At 37.7% G+C, this 18,322-nt stretch carries 9 protein-coding genes and 1 pseudogene; 7 read left to right on the forward strand and 3 right to left on the reverse strand.

What is annotated here, in order from left to right; all coding sequences use genetic code 11:
• Positions 1 to 138: 138 nt before the first annotated feature.
• The 3 genes from VB797_RS17235 (at position 139) to VB797_RS17245 (ending at position 3,402) form a co-directional block, all read left to right on the forward strand.
• Positions 139 to 1,275 carry an alpha/beta fold hydrolase gene (locus VB797_RS17235; RefSeq protein ID WP_323238945.1) on the forward strand — a complete coding sequence of 379 codons (1,137 nt, stop codon included), beginning with the start codon at positions 139 to 141 and terminating at the stop codon, positions 1,273 to 1,275.
• A 74-nt stretch (positions 1,276 to 1,349) separates the two neighbouring features.
• Positions 1,350 to 2,066 (forward strand): class I SAM-dependent methyltransferase, encoded by a 717-nt coding sequence (locus VB797_RS17240; protein WP_323238946.1) that lies wholly within the window; start codon positions 1,350 to 1,352, stop codon positions 2,064 to 2,066.
• Between the two features lie 97 nt (positions 2,067 to 2,163).
• Positions 2,164 to 3,402, forward strand: coding sequence for an NAD(P)/FAD-dependent oxidoreductase (locus tag VB797_RS17245; RefSeq protein WP_323238947.1), 1,239 nt, complete (start codon positions 2,164 to 2,166; stop codon positions 3,400 to 3,402).
• A 33-nt stretch (positions 3,403 to 3,435) separates the two neighbouring features.
• On the opposite strand, the gene VB797_RS17250 is transcribed toward VB797_RS17245, so the two are convergent.
• A complete protein-coding gene (locus VB797_RS17250) occupies positions 3,436 to 3,990 on the reverse strand; it encodes a peroxidase-related enzyme (RefSeq protein WP_323238948.1) in 555 nt (184 codons plus the stop codon).
• A gap of 282 nt (positions 3,991 to 4,272) precedes the next feature.
• Here VB797_RS17250 and VB797_RS17255 point away from each other — a divergent pair.
• Together VB797_RS17255 and VB797_RS17260 are read left to right on the forward strand one after the other, a co-directional pair.
• Positions 4,273 to 4,486, forward strand: a pseudogene (locus VB797_RS17255) (hypothetical protein); the annotation flags it as partial.
• 133 nt (positions 4,487 to 4,619) lie between these two features.
• On the forward strand, positions 4,620 to 10,235 hold the full coding sequence (locus VB797_RS17260; RefSeq protein WP_323238949.1) for an AAA family ATPase: 5,616 nt from the start codon (positions 4,620 to 4,622) through the stop codon (positions 10,233 to 10,235).
• 361 nt (positions 10,236 to 10,596) lie between these two features.
• Here the strand turns inward: VB797_RS17260 and VB797_RS17265 are convergent, their stop codons facing one another.
• Positions 10,597 to 12,723: a tetratricopeptide repeat protein gene (locus tag VB797_RS17265; RefSeq protein ID WP_323238955.1), complete on the reverse strand. Its 2,127-nt coding sequence runs from the start codon at positions 12,721 to 12,723 to the stop codon at positions 10,597 to 10,599.
• A gap of 176 nt (positions 12,724 to 12,899) precedes the next feature.
• Between VB797_RS17265 and VB797_RS17270 the strand changes: the two genes are divergently transcribed.
• Complete coding sequence (locus VB797_RS17270; protein ID WP_323238950.1) at positions 12,900 to 13,604, forward strand: rhomboid family intramembrane serine protease; 705 nt, start codon at positions 12,900 to 12,902, stop codon at positions 13,602 to 13,604.
• A gap of 685 nt (positions 13,605 to 14,289) precedes the next feature.
• On the opposite strand, the gene VB797_RS17275 is transcribed toward VB797_RS17270, so the two are convergent.
• A complete protein-coding gene (locus tag VB797_RS17275) occupies positions 14,290 to 17,448 on the reverse strand; it encodes an MFS transporter (protein ID WP_323238951.1) in 3,159 nt (1,052 codons plus the stop codon).
• Positions 17,449 to 17,971: 523 nt separating this feature from the next.
• On the opposite strand from VB797_RS17275, the gene VB797_RS17280 reads away from it, so the two are divergent.
• Entirely contained in the window at positions 17,972 to 18,175 is a 204-nt protein-coding gene (locus VB797_RS17280) for a chlorophyll a/b-binding protein (protein WP_323238952.1), read from the forward strand.
• The last annotated feature ends 147 nt before the right edge of the window (positions 18,176 to 18,322 follow it).

The following is an 18,322-nucleotide window of genomic DNA, read 5'->3' on the forward strand; positions in this document are numbered from 1 at the left end:
ATTGCGAGGAGGCACGACGACGCAATCCCAATTGTTTTAGGATTTTTACATTTCGTTCCATAGTTAGTTTCATTCACGCCGACTTACCTAACTCTATTTATTCAATTATCATCAGCACCTTTATTTTGGTTAAACAACATGACAAGCACAACAGTTAATTACACCGAAGTTCAAGCAGAATTGATTACCTTTATCAATAAAGAAATTTTAGAAAGTGAAGATAGTGGTTTAGATATAGATACTCCTTTGCTAGCTATTGGTATTTTAGATTCTTTAGCAATGGTTTCTTTAATTGCAAAAATCGAAGATACCTTTGGTGTAAGAGTACCTGATGATGCTGTGACTCCAGATAATTTTCAATCTGTTGCTGCCATTGCTCAGATGGTAGATTTAAGGCAACAAACAAATACCGAATCATCAATAGAAAGTCCAAAAGACCCTTACATCAAATCTTTGACAGACTCTCTAAAGATGTTAGAATCCACCGGGATTACACGTCACAAATTAGATTTACCACAACAGCAAGGAGAGTTACATTATCTTCAGGTAACGGGCAACACTGATTACAGCTACGTGTTTTTACCCGGAGTAGGCAACCCTTCTAGTAGCTGGGGAAATATACTACAGATTTTAAACGGCGAGCAAACTGCGATCGCAATTGATTTATTAGGATTTGGTTTGTCATCTATAGATAACGATAGTCCAAATTATGCCGACAATATTCAAGCTGTTTTAACTTTATTGGAAACTCAAGAAATACCCCAGCCGTGGGTTTTAGTAGGTAGTTCAGCCGGAGCCATAATTGGTGCAGAAATCAGTCGTTTAAAACCACAGTTGGTTAAGGCTTTGGTAATTACAGGATTTGGTTTTATTCAAAACCCAACTACATGGTGGGAATATTTGATGGATTTGTCCGAATCTCCTCAAAAATTTATGGAGGCTGCATATTATCGTTCTCCTAAACTTACTAAATCTTTGCGCCTATTAATTGATGGAGTTCTTTCTCGTCCTGCATATCAAAGTTTTTTAAATGAAGGAGGATTTGAATTTATGCAATCTTGTTTTGAAGATATAAAAGTACCGACGTTGATTGTTGCTGGTGAAGAAGACCAAATTATTCCTAAAGTAGACGTAATCAAGCTATCAGAAAAAATGCCTAATGTTAAGTTGGATTGGTTAGCACGGTGCGGTCATTTTCCGCCTAGCGAACAACCTCAAGAATTGCTTTTTTTAATTGAGAATTTTCTTAAACATGATTGCTTTTTATCGTCCTGAAATTATCATTAACACTGACGTAAAGACAGATCAAAAAAATTAGTAATTTTACACCAGAAAAAGGAGTAGTTAATATGCGAACAGATTATAATGCAAATTGGGATAAATATTGGAGCAATATTCATGACTCTTCTGAAGTTTTATGGAATGTTCCATATCTATCGGGTGTGAAACTTGATTATGAACGTTTCCAGCCTTTTTTGAAAGATTCTCATTTACCGTTAATTGATTTTGGTTGCGGAGATGGTACGCAAACTCAATTTTTTACCCAGCATTTTAATCAAGTAATTGGATTAGAAATTAGTAAAACAGCGGTAGAATTAGCACGTAAACAAGCACAAGATGCAGGATTACTTATTACTTACGAAGTTTTAGATAATTTAGAAAAAATACAGGAAATTCACAAGCGTTTTGGCGATGCAAATATTTATGTGCGGGGTGTTTTGCATCAAATTGAACCTCAGCAACGCTCTACCGTAGCAGAACAACTAAAAGTTTTACTAGGAGATAAAGGAATTTTGTATATAGTCGAACTTTCTTCTCAAGCTCATAATTTGCTCCAACAAAAGATTCAAAATCAGGAAATACCATTAGGATTAGCGAAGGTATTAGAATCTAACATAAAACCGGGTGCAGTGAGTTTAGAAAACCTCCAAAGCTTATTTCCTTCATCAGATTTCTCTTTTCTGGAATCGGGAGAAACATTCATTGCCACTAATGCCAAATCTAATGACAAAATTATGCAATTACCCGCTCAATATTCAATCATATGTTCTGTTCAACATAGCTAATTAACCAGGTTCCAATTAAACCATCTCATACAAATAATCTGCTTGTAAAAGCAAAGAGATTAAATCCCAAAAATTCATAAAAAAGGATACGAATACTATGTTAAATAGAGTTGACTGTACAACCTCAGAAGAATGTTTTGATGTTGTCATAGTTGGATGTGGTGTATCGGGTTCTACTCTAGCTGCTTATCTTGCTTCTTCAGGTGTGTCTGTATTGGCAATTGAAAAAGAATCCTTTCCTCGATATCATATTGGAGAGTCTTTAACTGGTATGGTAGGAAAAATTTTGGCTGAATTAGGATTAGAGTCAGAAATGTCTCAACGCCAATTTATTCCAAAGGAAGGAGTTAAAGTTATCGGTAGAGATGCCAAAAGCGAGTTTTTTGTTCCAGTTTTACGTCCAACTTGGCAGGTACGAAGAGAAGAATTCGATCAGATGCTTCTTAATAAAGCGATTGAATGCGGTGTTGAACATCGTTATGGCACCGTAAAGGAAGTATTAAAAGAAGGAGATCAAGTTGTTGGAGTTAAATATATCCCCAAAGGTGAAGAAAAAACAATCAAAATTCGTGCTAAAGTTGTTGCCGATGCTAGCGGACAATCAACATTTTTTTCCCGTCAAAAAGTTGCAGGAGAACGTCGCAATTACGACACCTTTAAAAAACAAGTAGCTGTTTTTACCCAATTTAAAGATGCCATCCGCGATCCGGGTGCAATGGGAGATAATACATTTTTGTTTTATGCTCAACTGTATCATTGGGCTTGGTTTATTCCCATTTCCGAAGATACCGTCAGCGTTGGTATTGTTGTTCCTGACTCTAAAATGACCGAACATGGCGGTAAACAAGAAGTTTTAGAGTGGGGATTGGAAAATATTAACCCGGATCTCAAAAGACGGGTTGAAAATCTTTCCTATGGAACAGTACGGACAATTTCTAATTACTCCTACTCTGTCGATCCATTTGTGGGTAATGGTTGGCTTTGTGTTGGAGATGCTCATCGTTTTTGCGACCCAATTTTTAGTTTTGGGGTTTCTTTAGGAATGGTTGAGGCGAAACAAGCTAGTATAGCGATTAAAAAAGCATTATCCGACCATAACTATACCCACCATTTCCAAGAATATGCTACATTTTGTAACCGGGGACAGAATGTAGCACAAGATTTGGTCCTCTACTTTTGGCAATATCCAACTTTCTTCGGCTACCAGGCTAAAAGCACGCTAAGAAAAGATATTCTTCATTTACTAGGAGGAGATATTCATCAAGTTGAAGAGTTCCCAGCAATCAAAATGATGCGACAAGCCTTAAATAAGGATCTGTCAATAAAGAAAATCTAGGGGTTTGTACCCTATGATTTTCAGTAAATTTACTTATTCTGTAAGAGTTGGGACAGTCAGGTAATCATCAATAGTGATTTTCTGACCAATACTTTTGTATATGTCCGCATTCTCTGGAGTCCATGTTCCAAGACCATCAACGTACCGATTAAACATACAAAAAGCAGCTGCAATCAGTACGATGTCATGAATTGTTTTATCGTCTGCACCAAGTTCACGCACACGATCTATATGGGATTGATCGACGAATTGCCCACCTTTTTGTACAGCTAAAGCTAACTCGATAAAAGCTTGCATTTTTTCTGACAAAACAGATAAGTTTTGCTTAGTTATTACTTCTTCGACAATTGAATCTTGGTCTTTGGGTAAGAGATTGCAAGCAGCTGATGCATGAGCCTGGGCACAAAACATGCATTCATTAGCGCGAGACACGATCGCCGCGATCAGTTCCCGCTCAGCGGAAGATAAAGAAGACTTACCGCGTAAAATTTGCTGAGTAAGAGCTAACAAAATTTGCCCAGTTTCAGGATATGTACTTAAAAGACCAAGTATTCCAGGGTTAGAATCAGGTAACGAGATGTATGCCATTAGCTTACTTTTCTAAAATCCTTGCTAAAGAACTGCTGAATGGATATTGTCAATAACTCTGTTTAGTATTTTCAAAAATTCTATCATTTCTAATTAAAATTTTATCATTCTTGATTCTTTTTTTGTTTGCTGCATTTATAGCAAGCGTATGCTGATGTGCGGCTAAAAGTCCCTACGAATCAATAAATTAGGACTTACGCATTGACAGAGTGGTAAAATAGTGTATACAAACACAGATGTCGTTTATCAATAGGTATCGGACAATTAGAGAAATCAGTAAACCTTCGACAGCACAATGCAATCAAAACACATATCCGCAGGCTCGCTTCACGCATTTGTTCGTTTAGAAAAGATGCGTTCTGAAAAAATTATTTCTAATTGGTATGAATTGCAAAGAAACCTATTCACACAAGTGATTCGTGAATATGTTTTAGATAATTTAAGCAGTGCTTGTACTACTTACTACTCATATTTATCTATTTTTGTCAATACGTAAGTCCTATAAATATATATTTCTATGAATGGAGTGTAATTACTGAAATATTTATTATTTTTAAAATTGTTATTTCCTCTTATAAACTGGGCATATTGATTAATAGAGGTCAACTTTAAAATAAAGGTTAATCAATATGTCAGTCGCAGATTTAACCATTGCTCTTCCTGGGTACCGTATAGTAGAGCAACTTTATCGTGGTTCCAGGACGGTGGTATATCGAGCTTTTCAAGAGATGTCCGGGGAAAAGCCACGTCCGGTGGTGGTTAAACTGTTGCAGCAAGATTATCCCAGTTTCAGTGAACTTTTGCAATTTCGCAATCAGTACACCATTGCTAAAAACTTAGATTTTTCTGGAATTGTTCATCCTTACGCTCTTGAACCTTACCGTAATAGCTATGCTTTAATAATGGAAGATTTTGGGGGGATTTCGCTGCGTGAATATATGAAGACGGGGCATATTGCCTCTCTACTAGATTTATTATCAATTGTGTTGCCAATTACCGATATTCTTCATTATTTCTACCAAAACCGCATCATACACAAAGATATAAAACCCGAGAATATCCTGATTAATCCAGAAACAAAACAAATTAAACTTATTGACCTTAGTATCGCTTCATTACTTTCCAAAGAAATCCAAGAAATCAAAAATCCTAATGTTTTAGAAGGAACCCTCGGTTATATTTCCCCCGAACAAACTGGAAGAATGAATCGAGGAATTGACTACCGCAGCGATTTTTATTCTTTAGGAGTAACATTTTATGAATTGCTCACCGGACAATTACCATTTATCTCTGACGACCCGATGGAGTTGGTGCATTGTCATATTGCAAAAACGCCTCCTTCAATTAATAGTGCATATAGCCAGGTCATTTCTGATATTGTCATGAAATTAATGGCGAAGAATGCTGAAGATAGATATCAAAGCGCATTGGGATTAAAGTATGATTTAGAAATTTGTTTAAAACAACTCAAGGATACGGGTAAAATAGAATATTTTAAAATTGCTAAAAGAGATATATGTGACAGATTTGTTATTCCTGACAAACTTTATGGACGAGAAGTAGAAGTTCAAACATTATTAACAGCATTTGAGCGGGTTGCTGGCACTGATTATCGTTCAGAGACGGATTATAGACATCACCAGGCACTTAGTAACGAGGAAAACATTCCGAAAGCGGAATTAATACTGGTAGCTGGTTTTTCTGGTATCGGTAAAACTGCTGTAGTTAACGAAATTCATAAACCGATTGTTAAGCAACGCGGTTATTTTATTAAAGGAAAATTTGACCAGTTTAACCGTAATATTCCCTATTATGCTTTTGTGCAAGCATTTCGGGATTTAATGGGACAATTGTTGAGTGAAAGTGATATTCAATTATCAAATTTTAAACACAAAATTTTACGAGCTTTAGGTGATAACGGACAGGTTATTGTTGAAGTTATTCCCGAACTCGAACAAATTATCGGCGAACAGCCTCCTGTAATAGAATTATCGGGTATTGCTACCAAAAATCGATTTAATTTATTATTTCAAAAATTTATTCAAGTATTTACTACCAAAGACCATCCTTTAGTAATATTTTTAGATGACTTACAGTGGGCTGATTCGGCATCTTTGAAATTGATGCAATTTTTGATGAGCGAGTCAGAAAGCGCATACTTGTTATTAATTGGTGCTTACCGGAATAACGAAGTTTCTGTGACTCATCCTTTAATGTTAACTTTGGAAGAAATTGCCAAGGCAAAAACTATAATTAACACAATTACATTAGCATCACTGAGTACAAAAAGCTTAAATCAACTGATTGCCGATACCCTTAATTCCTCGCTCCTCGTAGCAAAACCGCTGACGCAATTGGTTTATCAAAAAACTAAGGGTAATCCATTTTTTAGTACGCAATTTTTGAAAGCACTGCATGAAGATGGGTTGATAAAGTTTAACATAACTCAATCCTGCCTTAGTGAGGAGGGACATGAGGGCGCAGGAGTATGGGAATGCGATATTGCCAAGGTAAGGGAATTAACACTTACTGATGATGTTGTTGAATTTATGACGTTGCAGTTACAGAAATTCCCTAAAGAAACGCAGGATGTTTTGAAACTAGCGGCTTGTATTGGCAATCAATTTGATTTGACAACATTGGCGATAGTTTGTCAAAAGTCGGAAACTGAAACTGCCCAGGCTTTGTGGAACTCTTTACAAGAAGGCTTGATTCTACCGACTAGTGAAGTTTACAAGTTTTATCTTGACAAGGAAACACAGGTTCGGGAATTGCAGAGTGAGAAAATTGTAAACTATAAATTTTTGCATGACAGAGTTCAACAAGCGGCTCATTCATTGATTCCTGACAACCAAAAACAAACAACTCATTACTACATTGGACAACTGCTGCTGCAACAGATTTCTCCTGAAGCAAGAGAAGATAGCATTTTTGAACTAGTCAACCAATTAAATCATGGAACTACTTTCATTACCGAACAAAAAGAACGGGATGAATTAGCCCAACTCAATCTCATTGCTTGTCGCAAAGCAAAAAGTACCAATGCATATCAAGCGGGGCGCTCCTATGCCAGCATCGGATTATCTTTGTTGAGAGAAAATGCTTGGCAAAGGCAATATGAAATTACTCTTGCTCTGTATGAATTAGCCGCTGAATTGGCAATGCTGATTGGTGACTTTGAGCAAATGGAGGAATTAATTAATATTGTCACCGAACAGGCACATTCAAAGCTAGAACAGGTAAATGTATATCGAATTAGAATTCAATCTAATGTCTCCCAAAATCAACTGACCTCAGCCATCACCATTGCTCAACAATTTTTACAACAGTTGGGTGTCACCTTTCCAAAAACACCCTCACAGAACGATATTCAACAAGAAATTGCTGAGATTAGCCAACTGATTGGAAACAGAAAAATTGAAGATTTGGTTCATCTGTCTCAGATGACGAATGGAGAAAAAATCGCCATTGTTCAGATTGCCAATAGCATCATACCAGTCGCTTACATTTGCGATCCTCTACTGTTTCCATTGCTGATTTCTTTATCAGTCAAGCTGTCTATTCAATATGGGAACACGTCCGCTTCAGCCTTTGCTTATGCCTGCTATGGCAGCATTACTTGTAATATGAAGCAAGATGTGAATACAGGAGTACAGTTTGGTCAGTTGGCGCTCCAGGTTGTCTCCCAACTAAATGCTAAAACTGTCAAGCCACAGGTAATGAACGCGGCGGGGTTATTTATCTTGCACCGCAAATCTCACATCAAAAAAATGCTGCCTCTCCTGCAAGAGAACTATACAAATGCCCTGGAAGTCGGAAACCAGGAGATGGCTGGGTATAGTGCCCAAAATTTCTGTTTCAGTTCTTTTTGGTGCGGTCAGCCCCTTGCAACTCTAGAACGAGACACTAGAGAGTATTGTAATGGGTTGATGCAATTGAATCAATTGACAGTAGCAAATTACTGTCGAATTTATTGGCAATCAATTTTAAATTTACTCGGAGGTGTAGAGCATTTTACTGGGTTGTCTGGTGAAGCCTTAGCCCTCCAAGAGTCAGAACTTCTATCACTGCTCAAAGCTACCCATGACTTGTATGGTTTATCTTTCTTCTACTTATATAAGTTGATGCTTTGTTACCTCAATGGAGAAATTGAATCTGCTCAAAACCATGCAGTTGAATTCAGAAACTATTTAATGGCTGCTGCTGGAACTGTTTGTGAACCCGCGTTTTATTTCTATGATTCTTTGACTGCTCTAGCCACTTTGAGTTCGCAATCTCCCAAGACAGCAGAGATACTCCAAAGAGTGGAAAAAAATCAAGTGTTGTTACAACAACAATGGGCGGATTATGCCCCCATGAATCACCAACATAAGGTTGATTTGGTAGAAGCAGAAAAAGCACGAGTTTTAGGGCAAAAAGCAGAAGCGATTGAGCTATACGACAAGGCTATCTCCGGAGCCAAAGCTAACGAATACATTCAAGAAGAAGCTTTGGCTAACGAACTTGCAGCTAAATTCTTTGTTGAGTGGAGTAAAGAAAAATTTGCAGCCCTGCATATGCAAGAAGCATACTATTGCTACGCCCGTTGGGGAGCCAAAGCCAAAAACGACGACTTAGAAAAACGCTATCCCCAATTACTTGCACCCATATTAAAAGACAAGGACAATCACCTTGGATTTAGTGGAACCCAGTTTCAAAGCGTTGATAAATCTTCTGTTCTCAATCAAACTATCCAATCAACTCGTTCTCACACCACTCAAACCGAATCTCTCGATTTCGCCAGCATTTTTAGAGCCTCACAAGCCTTATCAAATGAAATTCAACTAGAACAATTAATTTCAAAGTTAATGCAAATAGTGATGGAAAACGCAGGGGCGAAAAAAGCAGCTTTGGTGTTGCTTAGAGATAATAACCTTATGCTCAAAGCAGTAGCGACTGTAAATGAAAATGTAACGCTGCTGAATTTACCATATCAAGACAGCAAAGACATCCCCACCACAATAGTTAACTATGTCAAACGCAGTTTCAAAACAGTTGTATTAGATGATGCGACAGCACAAAACGATTTCATCGCCGACTCATATTTAATCCACCAACAACCCAAAAGCTTGCTGTGTATGCCGATTTTAAATCAAGGAAAATTAATTGGCTTGCTGTATCTAGAAAATAACTTAACGATTGGTGCATTTACACAAAATCGTGTAAACATCCTGAATTTGCTCACAACCCAAGCTGCTATTTCTTTGGAAAATGCTCAACTATATAGCAAATTAGAAGAGCATTCCCATACTTTGGAGCAAAAAGTCGAACAACGCACCCAAGAAGTAACCCAAAAAGCAACTCAGCTAGAATCAACCTTGCAAGAACTACAACGCACTCAAACCCAACTAATTCAAGCCGAAAAAATGTCTGGCTTAGGACAACTTGTAGCTGGTATCGCCCACGAAATCAATAATCCCATCAGCTTTATTTACGGTAATCTAATCCCAGCAAGCGAATACGTAGAATCATTAATTGAATTAATTAATTTATATCAAAAGAAATATCCTCAGTCTATACCCGAAATTGAAGAAAAAATTGCCGATATCGAACTCGATTTTCTCATTTACGATTTGCCAAAACTGCTCGGTTCAATGAAAACAGGAACACAACGTATCCGTGAAATTGTTCTGTCATTGCGGAACTTCTCTCGCTTGGATGAAGCCGAAATCAAACCCGTAGATATTCACTCTGGAATTGATAGCACTCTTTTAATTTTGCAACATAAACTCAACTCAAAGGCGGAATATACGGAAGTTGAAGTCATAAAAGAATATAGTAAGCTTCCACTCATTGACTGCTATGCTTCCGGATTAAATCAAGTGTTTGTCAACATTATCGGTAATGCCATAGATGCTTTACGCCAGAAGCAGGAAAATAACTCAAACTTTGACAAACCAAGGATAAGCATTAGCACTTCACTTAAGGATGACCAGAATGTTCTTATTAGTATCACTGATAATGGTATTGGTATAAATTCCGGCGTGCTAAATCAAATATTCGACCCATTTTTTACTACAAAACCCGTTGGTAAAGGTACGGGCTTGGGATTATCAATTAGCTATTCTATTGTGGTAGAAAAACATGGGGGTAAATTAAGCTGCATTTCCACTCCGGGAGAGGGGACAGAGTTTGTAATTGAGTTATCCATTAAAATGAAGTTACCCTTTGACAAAAAAGCTGTGGGTACCCATAGCAAGAGTTAATAATGAGATATCACAGAATTTAAAGTTGCCACATAAAACTTATTTCTAGATTGCGAAGCATCATCTAAATTTTTGCAGTTTTAGAACGACATGGGGATAATGCTGGCAATAGTTGGGGTAGATATAAGTGGGTATGCAAAATTATTTGTGTCATTGCTCACGAGAGGCGTTACCCTAACGGGTCAGTAAGCTGAACGCGCAGCGTGTCCCCCCCTTGGGACTCAGCAATCCCAAAGTATTGCGTTCGCGGAGCGTGAGTATAATTCGTAATTCGTAATTAATGCCCCATAAATTACGAATTATACTCACCAGGGTCACTTGATTTTTTAAGGTCGCTTACTTAATTGAAAATTGATTAAAATTATCCCCTCCAAAAATTCCAAAATCCCGAACTTTCCTCTTTCTGTTTCTCTTGATTCTTCTCTTTTTCTTTGTTTTCTAATATTTCCCGCAACTTGTTATTAGCTTCAATTGCTTCGCGATAATCTGGATTATATTTAATCGCAGTGTCATAAGCTATTAATGCTTCTGGATATTTCTCTAAATTAACTAAGGCATTACCTTTACTATACCAACTTTCGGCATGGTCTTTTTTGTAGCGAATTGCGCGATTGTAAGATAATATTGCTTCCTGATATTTTTGTAATTTGTAAAGCGAATTACCGCGATTGTACCAAATTTTAAAATCATTTTGCCGTACCGCAATAGCTTTATCGTAAGCTGCAACAGCTTCTTCATAACGTTGAATTTGATGCAATGCCCAACCTTGAGAATATAGCGCATCAAAGTTGTTAGATTGATATTTTAATACTTCTTTAAAAGATTCAATAGCTTCAGGGTAACGCCGCAAATTGATCAGAATATTACCTCTTGATAACCAAGCTTGGTAAAAATTTGGTTTATACTGTACTGCATTAGAATAAGCTTTAAAAGCATCGTTATTCCGATTCAAATTAACTAAAGCATTGCCGCTATTGTACCAAGCTCGTTCGTTATCAGGCTTTAACTGGATAACTTTTTCGTAGGTAGAAAGGGCATCTTGATAACGTTTTAAATTATATAGCGCCCACGCTTTATTATTCCAAGCTGGTTCGGACTCTGGCTGTAATTCTATTGATTTATCATAGGATTTTATTGCTTCATCATATCTTTTCAAATTACTTAAAGCCTCTCCTTTCGCATTCCAAACTTCGGGGGCTTCTGACTGTAATTTCAAAGCTTTGTCAAAAGAGTTAATTGCTTCTTGATATCGCTGCAATTTATTCAAAGCAAAACCTCTACCACTCCAAGATTCTTGGTAATTTGGCTGAATTTGAATTGCTTTATCGTATGCTGATAGTGCTTCTTGATACGACTTCAATTCATACAGTGTTTTAGCTTGTCCGTTCCATGCTTTAGCGTATTCCGGCTGAATTTCTATTGCTTTTTTATAGCTAGTAAGTGCATCTTGATAGCGCTGTAATTCATAAAATGTGTTAGCTTTTTTGTATAAGTCACCAGCGTTAGCAGAATTAATACTATTAATAATAAATATCGATACAGTTGCCCCAATACCAGTTAATAGCATCGCGATAAAAGCTTTAATAACTAATTTCTTGACTTTTATCTTTTTTCGTGGGTTAGGATTTGCAGGTAATGGTGCAATATTCAACACCATTGTTCCGGATGGCTGATTTAGATTTTTTAAAGCCTGCAATGCTTGAGTCGCTGAACTATAGCGCTGTCGAAAATCGTAACGCACCATTTTATCAATAATTTCCGCAAACTCCGGATTTACTTGAGCGTATTTTTGCCAAATAATTTCATTTGTATCGTCATCTTTTTCCAGTTCTTCAATCGATAACCCTGTAAGTGCGCTAATACTTGTTATCCCTAAAGCATAAATATCGCTACTGAATCTTGGTTCCCCTTGAGCTTGTTCGCTGGGGATGTATCCAGGAGTACCAATAGCTACGGTGAATTTAGTTTGATTCCCACTCGAAACAATTTGAGTAGTAATTTGTTTGACTGCACCAAAATCAATTAAAACCAACTTGCCATTCTCATGTCTAAGAATATTTCGTGGATTAATATCCCGATGAATTACCTTTTGCTGATGGACAAATTCTAAAATTTCTAGTATTTCTTGTAGAAGGGAAATAACTTGTTCTTGACTTATCGGTTCTCCAGGTTTTATTTCTTCGCTTAAATCGTGACCGTTAATATATTCCTGTACCAAATAAAATTCTTGGTTTTCCTCAAAATAAGCCAAAAGCTGGGGAATATGTTCGTGTCTACCTAACTTATATAAAACTTTAGCTTCTGTATCAAATAAACGTCTTGCCGTTTGTAATGTAGCGGGGTCAGTTGCTTGAGGCTTGAGTTTTTTGACTACACATTTAGGAGAACCAGGTAAATGAGTATCGTAAGCTATAAAGGTTTCGCCAAATCCTCCACCTCCCAAATTACTAATTATTTGATATCTTCCAACAAGTGTATTTCCCAACATTTGGTTTATCTTGTTTAATTCGGTATGTTCTGATTTCAATCTTGCCATATCAGTATCAGGAAACAGTTATCAGTTAAAGGTTGATTAACTTTTAATTCGTAACTTATAACTATTTCAATCTAAAATCGAAAACAAATACATCCGTTGTTCAAATACAAAATTCGATTCACTTATTTATGATACCTATTGGCGATAAAATTTTTCTTTTAACTAATAAAAAGCCGTTAGTAGTTTGGTTTTTAATTGGGATAAATATTGCCTTGTTTGTATGGGAAATCAAGCTAGAATTTAGTGGTGAATTGGCTAATTTTGTAAATAATTGGGGTTTGATTCCTGAACAAATTAGTCAGGCATTTAGTAGTGCGATCGCGGGGAATCCAGCAGCTTGGTTAATTGTGTTTTGGCGTTTGTTATCAGTTTTTTCCGGAATGTTTATTCATGGTAGCTACAGCCAAATTACGGGTAATTTAATCTTTTTGTGGGTTTTTGGCAATACTTTAGAGAAAATTATTGGTAGCGGACGTTTTTTATTATTTTATCTATTTTGCGGGTTTTTAACAGGGATAGTCCAAGTTTTTGCCCAACCCGGATTAGCAGTACCTTTAATTGGTGCAAATGGTGCGATCGCGTCTGTTTTGGGGGCGTATATTTATAAATTTCCTAAAGTAAAAATTGACTCAATTCTACCGCTGGTAATTATATATATACCTGTGGAACTACCGGCTTTTTTCTATGTTTTTTGGTGGTTTATACAACAGTTATTTTACGGTATTGGTAGTTTAAATATTCCTGGTGGTGTGAATCCCATTGGTACGGGTTATTTCGCTCACGCTGCGGGTTTACTGATTGGTGTGGCTTGGATGGTAATTATGAGACGATGATGGCGATCGCTCAAATTTTTTTCAAATGTTACTCGAAAAAAATTTTTTTGGGAACCTTTATCTGATACCATTATTTATATAAAGATTATTTTTTTATAATGAAAATACAACAGCTTTTAAAAAAATTGCACATATTCCCATTATGAAAAATGCTTAATTTCTATCCTTAATTATCTCACATCGGAACCACTTTTTCTCTCGTTAAATAAATTTACAATTTTTTTTTAAGCGAACATATAACGCTCTGCTGTCGTTTGCGGGATCGTGAGGAGCAACATTTGAGCAACTCTCTTCTAATAGGACTTAGTAAAAAGGCATATTTTACTCATAGGGGAGGCAAAAAGTGGTGTAGATTTTCTTCCCACTTTATTGCCGTAGCTGTGACCAAAATAATCAGGATGTAGTGTTTTATAAATTTATAATAATTTAGGGCTTACCCATTGACAGAAAATACAAAATATATGTACGGGCAAAACCACATCCATCGTAAGGGTTTAGCAGTGCTAAACCCCTACGTATGACTATGCAGTCATAAACTGTCAAAGCCTGAAATGACATATTTTCGTAAACGCATACCATAATTAATTTGTACAGTGCGTAAGTCTTGCAATCCTATAATTAATTCTTGACAAAAAAAACCTCCCATAAATTGAGAGGCTGAATAATTTAGCGAAGACAATTTAAATTAACCTAAAGGTACATTACTCGCTACAGCCATTGCTCCCGCGATCGCGGAGAATAAACCGGAGACAACTGCTGTGGCAAATAACCACCAAGCTGCTGATGCTGCTGCTTTTCGGGTTTCTTCGGCTTGTTTCTGAGCCTGATGTTTAACTTCTTCTAAGCGTCGCTGTGCTTCTTCTTGGATTCTTTCTGCTCGTCTGAGTACGGTGTTACGCGCATTCTCGATTTGGTCGATGACTTTATTCGCATCTGATTCGGAAATATCATCGCGAGAACTCATTAACGCTACATAGGTATCCCGGTTGAAAGATGATAATCTACCGCGTAATGCGTCAAATCCCGCTTGGGGGTCGTAAAATAGTTGACGAACATCGCGTTTGATACCGTCGTAGTTGAGTTCGGGACGTTCCAAACCGTTGAGATAATTACGAATTCTATCAAATACTCCGTCTATTGTATCTTGAATGCGTCGCTGAATATTTCTAACTTGAGCAACAAACTGCTCGCGTACTGACATAATATTGTCAGCAATTTGCTCCGCTTCCTCATTGCTCATATCTCCGCGAATTTTCAGCAAAGCAGCAATGGTGGAACGGTCAAAGTGAGAAAGGCGATCGCCTAAACTATCCATTCCCACTCGCGGGTCGTTTAACAACAGATTGAGGTCGCGTTTGATACCTTCTGGATTAAGTTCTTGTTTTCCAGTTCCCCGGAGGTATTCTTCTAAATATGTTTGGAAATCTTGGACTCTTTCTTGGGTACGAGTCACCATCCGACGCGGCGCACGGATAACTTGACGAATTGATGATTGTACAGAATCAATTACTTGATTCACATCTTCTTCGCTCAAGTCTTTTCGCTGGCTCAGTAATTTTACTAGGGTGTCTCTGTCAACTTGCGACAGTCTGCGACGTAATGCCACAGCACCTTCTTGGGGGTTTTCAAACAGTTTATTGAGATCTCGCTGAATACCTTCGGGATTAAGTTCCGATTTACCCGTATTCCGTAAATAATCTGAAATCGTTGTGGTTACGTCATCGTACTGTGCTTTGGCTTTATCTACAATCTTGCCTGGTGCATGACGAACGCTATTCCAAGAATGTTCTACCGCATCAATGTTTTCATTAATTTGGTCTTCAGTCAAATCTTGACGTTGGTTGAGCAATTGCACCAAAGTATCGCGATCAAAACGCGACAACCGCGCTTGAATTGCTGACATTCCCGCTTGGGGGTCTTCCAACAAAGTTTTCAGTTCACCGCGAATTGCATCGGGATTAAGTTCCGATTTACCCGTATTCCGCAGATATGATTCTAAATTTAACCACAGGCTTTCTGCTTGATACTTCGCTTGGTCTGCAAGTCCTTTAGACTCAATCAAAGCTTGATCGCGCTGCTTTTCTAATTCATCAAGAATTGGGTCAATTTCTCCCGAAGAAATATCGTTGCGCTGTATGAGTATCGATCGCATTTGTCCCCGGTCAAATCGAGACAAGCGCATTGCTAAGGATTCATAATCTGCGTCGGAATCTGCCAAAATCGGCTTAAAATCCTGTGTAAGATTTTCCTTGGGAGTCACCAACAGGTAGCTTTCTACTTGACGCTGCAAATCTTGAATGATTTCTCTTTCTTCTTCAGCTCTTACCTGTACCAGCACTCCCCGACGAACTGCTTCTAATCTGTCCGCAATTTGCTTGATTTCTGCTTGAGTTAACAAACCCCGCTGTTTGAGGATGCTGACAAAATCACTGCGATCAAGCTTTTCCAACTCCCGACGTACCGTACCGGGGTCTGCTGCGGGGTCGTAAATTACATCGCGGAATTCCTGTTCAACTTTATCATTACTAAGTTGCCAAGCAAAGGTATTGTACAGATAATTCTCGACATCAGCACGAATCGTACTAAAAGACTGCGTTGGGGTCGGAAGTCCAATTTTATCTGCTTGTTCGGTGGCTTTATCTTTAGCGCTGGTGATGGTGCTAAGAATTTTTTCCACATCCAGGTCGGAAAGGTCGGCTCTTCCCATGACCACACCACCGAGGGTTGTCAAAGCTTGCTGTATGGTTTGCTGTAAAGGACCCATCGATTGATCTGATGTTTTACTTGCATCCCGATTACCTTGCTTCTGGGAACGCATTTCGCCGATCACTCGATCTAACTTCGCTTCGAGTTCATTAGTTTTACTTTGTCCCGGTGTTACAGTTTTGAGGTAGTCAACCAATTCGCTCAAACCGTTTCCACTGCTACCCGAACCACCTTGTTGGGAGCCGACCGTTTGCGTCCAAACATCATATAAAGTATCGGCAATGCGTTTAACTTCTTTCTTAGAAAGATCAGTACGACTGCTAACTAATTCTACAAACTTTTGCTTATCAATGTTACGCAGTTCTGCTGCACCAGCAATTGATTGAAGCGCTCCATCTGAAAGTAGACTTTCAAATTGTTTTCGTATTGACTGCACGTCCAACTCTTTAGGACGAACTGAATCCAAATAATCTTCTAAATTTTCTTTGATACTTTCTGGGTCGATCGCACTACCGATTTCATGACGTACTGCTGATGCTGCGGCTTCTGCGGTAGCTACAACCTGCTTATTTATAGCTTTTGCTCCAAATGCAGCCATCGCTGTTCCCGTAATTGCCTGAAGTCCAGAAGTTGCTGCATTAACAACATTTCCAATCAAAGAACCCACCGTTGTCGAACTGACCCACACCAGCAAACAAAAGTACGCGGCCCAAATTACCAAACCTAAAATCGCACCGATCCCTACATCTAAAGATAACAGACTGAGTTTTACGGCGAGAAAACAAGCGATAAAAAGCGACAATGTTACCGAAATCAACGTACCGAGACCGACAGCAGTACCAATCTTGCTAATCGTGCTACCTAAACTTTCACCTTGGCTATTACTATTATTATTTGAATCCGAATCTGATGAATGACCCAAAAAAGAAATTCCAGCAGCCACCGCTAAATTCGTCAACACCAACTGAATCGCGAAAGCTAGGATAATACCGGCAATCAAAGCGATAAAAAACTTCGGCCCGGAAAAAGCAACGGAAGCTTCTGCTGGCGTTATAGGATCGGGTGGGTTTACTATAATCGGAGCCTGAGCTATCCAATCCATATTGGATACTAAGGACATAAGCGTATTTTCAATCATCCTAATAATTTCCTTTAGGCTAACTTTTGGTGTGGGGAGAACAAAAACTAAAATTAATACAAAATCAAGTTTTTCTATTCATGCAATACCCATCTCATGAGCTTAGAATCCGGTAATATAGACCTTTTAAGCATCTCTCTCAAGTGAGAAAAATCTCTTTAATTACCTCCAGCGTTGGATAGAAGTTTTTTTGTTTAAGCTTACTACTTGTATTCAATAAACAAGAAAATATTTTAATTATACTTAAGCATTTATAATTATAAAGCCGTGAAACTCATGATGTAGCAAGTTTTGCGTTTCATTTTTACTAATGCGATCGCACTCAAATATTAGTATCGTCCATTATCTTAAAAGTCATGGTTTACTAACATATGTTCGGGGTTAAAATTTTTATCACCATCTTTAGGTAGATTTATCTATACCAAAAAATGTAAATTGATTTATTCCTTTAGGTAGAAACAGATTTTGTTACCAATCGTTACACTAGAGATAACAAACGCAATCAACCGTAATAATAAATAATATGCAAACTCCAACAAAAACCGATTTACCACCAGTAGCACCAGCATACAACGGTAAAGACCGTAACGCCTTTATTTTTGGCTTTAATCCTCAAGCAGAATTGTGGAACGGACGTTTAGCAATGATTGGTTTTCTAGCTTATCTAATTTGGGATTTAGCCGGATATAGCGTAGTACGTGACGTACTCCACATTGTTGGATACTAATTAGATAGCTAAGTATAAGAAATATAGCAAGATGTAGAGACTTCGCGATCGCGAAGTCTTTTTAATTTGTAGATAATTAATAACAAATTACATATTCCAAAAAATTGTTAGCAGTAGTTTTATTAACACAGAAAAGAATCGTTAATT

It is taken from the genome of Rivularia sp. UHCC 0363 (assembly GCF_034931125.1).
Taxonomy (GTDB): domain Bacteria; phylum Cyanobacteriota; class Cyanobacteriia; order Cyanobacteriales; family Nostocaceae; genus Rivularia.

Bases quoted from the DNA above. Each gene is read 5' to 3' on its own strand.
- VB797_RS17270 (WP_323238950.1), top strand. From the start codon at position 12,900: ATGATACCTATTGGCGATAAAATTTTTCTTTTAACTAATAAAAAGCCG.
- VB797_RS17260 (WP_323238949.1), top strand. From the start codon at position 4,620: ATGTCAGTCGCAGATTTAACCATTGCTCTTCCTGGGTACCGTATAGTA.
- VB797_RS17280 (WP_323238952.1), top strand. From the start codon at position 17,972: ATGCAAACTCCAACAAAAACCGATTTACCACCAGTAGCACCAGCATAC.
- VB797_RS17235 (WP_323238945.1), top strand. From the start codon at position 139: ATGACAAGCACAACAGTTAATTACACCGAAGTTCAAGCAGAATTGATT.
- VB797_RS17240 (WP_323238946.1), top strand. From the start codon at position 1,350: ATGCGAACAGATTATAATGCAAATTGGGATAAATATTGGAGCAATATT.
- VB797_RS17245 (WP_323238947.1), top strand. From the start codon at position 2,164: ATGTTAAATAGAGTTGACTGTACAACCTCAGAAGAATGTTTTGATGTT.
- VB797_RS17250 (WP_323238948.1), bottom strand. From the start codon at position 3,990: ATGGCATACATCTCGTTACCTGATTCTAACCCTGGAATACTTGGTCTT.
- VB797_RS17275 (WP_323238951.1), bottom strand. From the start codon at position 17,448: ATGATTGAAAATACGCTTATGTCCTTAGTATCCAATATGGATTGGATA.
- VB797_RS17265 (WP_323238955.1), bottom strand. From the start codon at position 12,723: ATGTTGGGAAATACACTTGTTGGAAGATATCAAATAATTAGTAATTTG.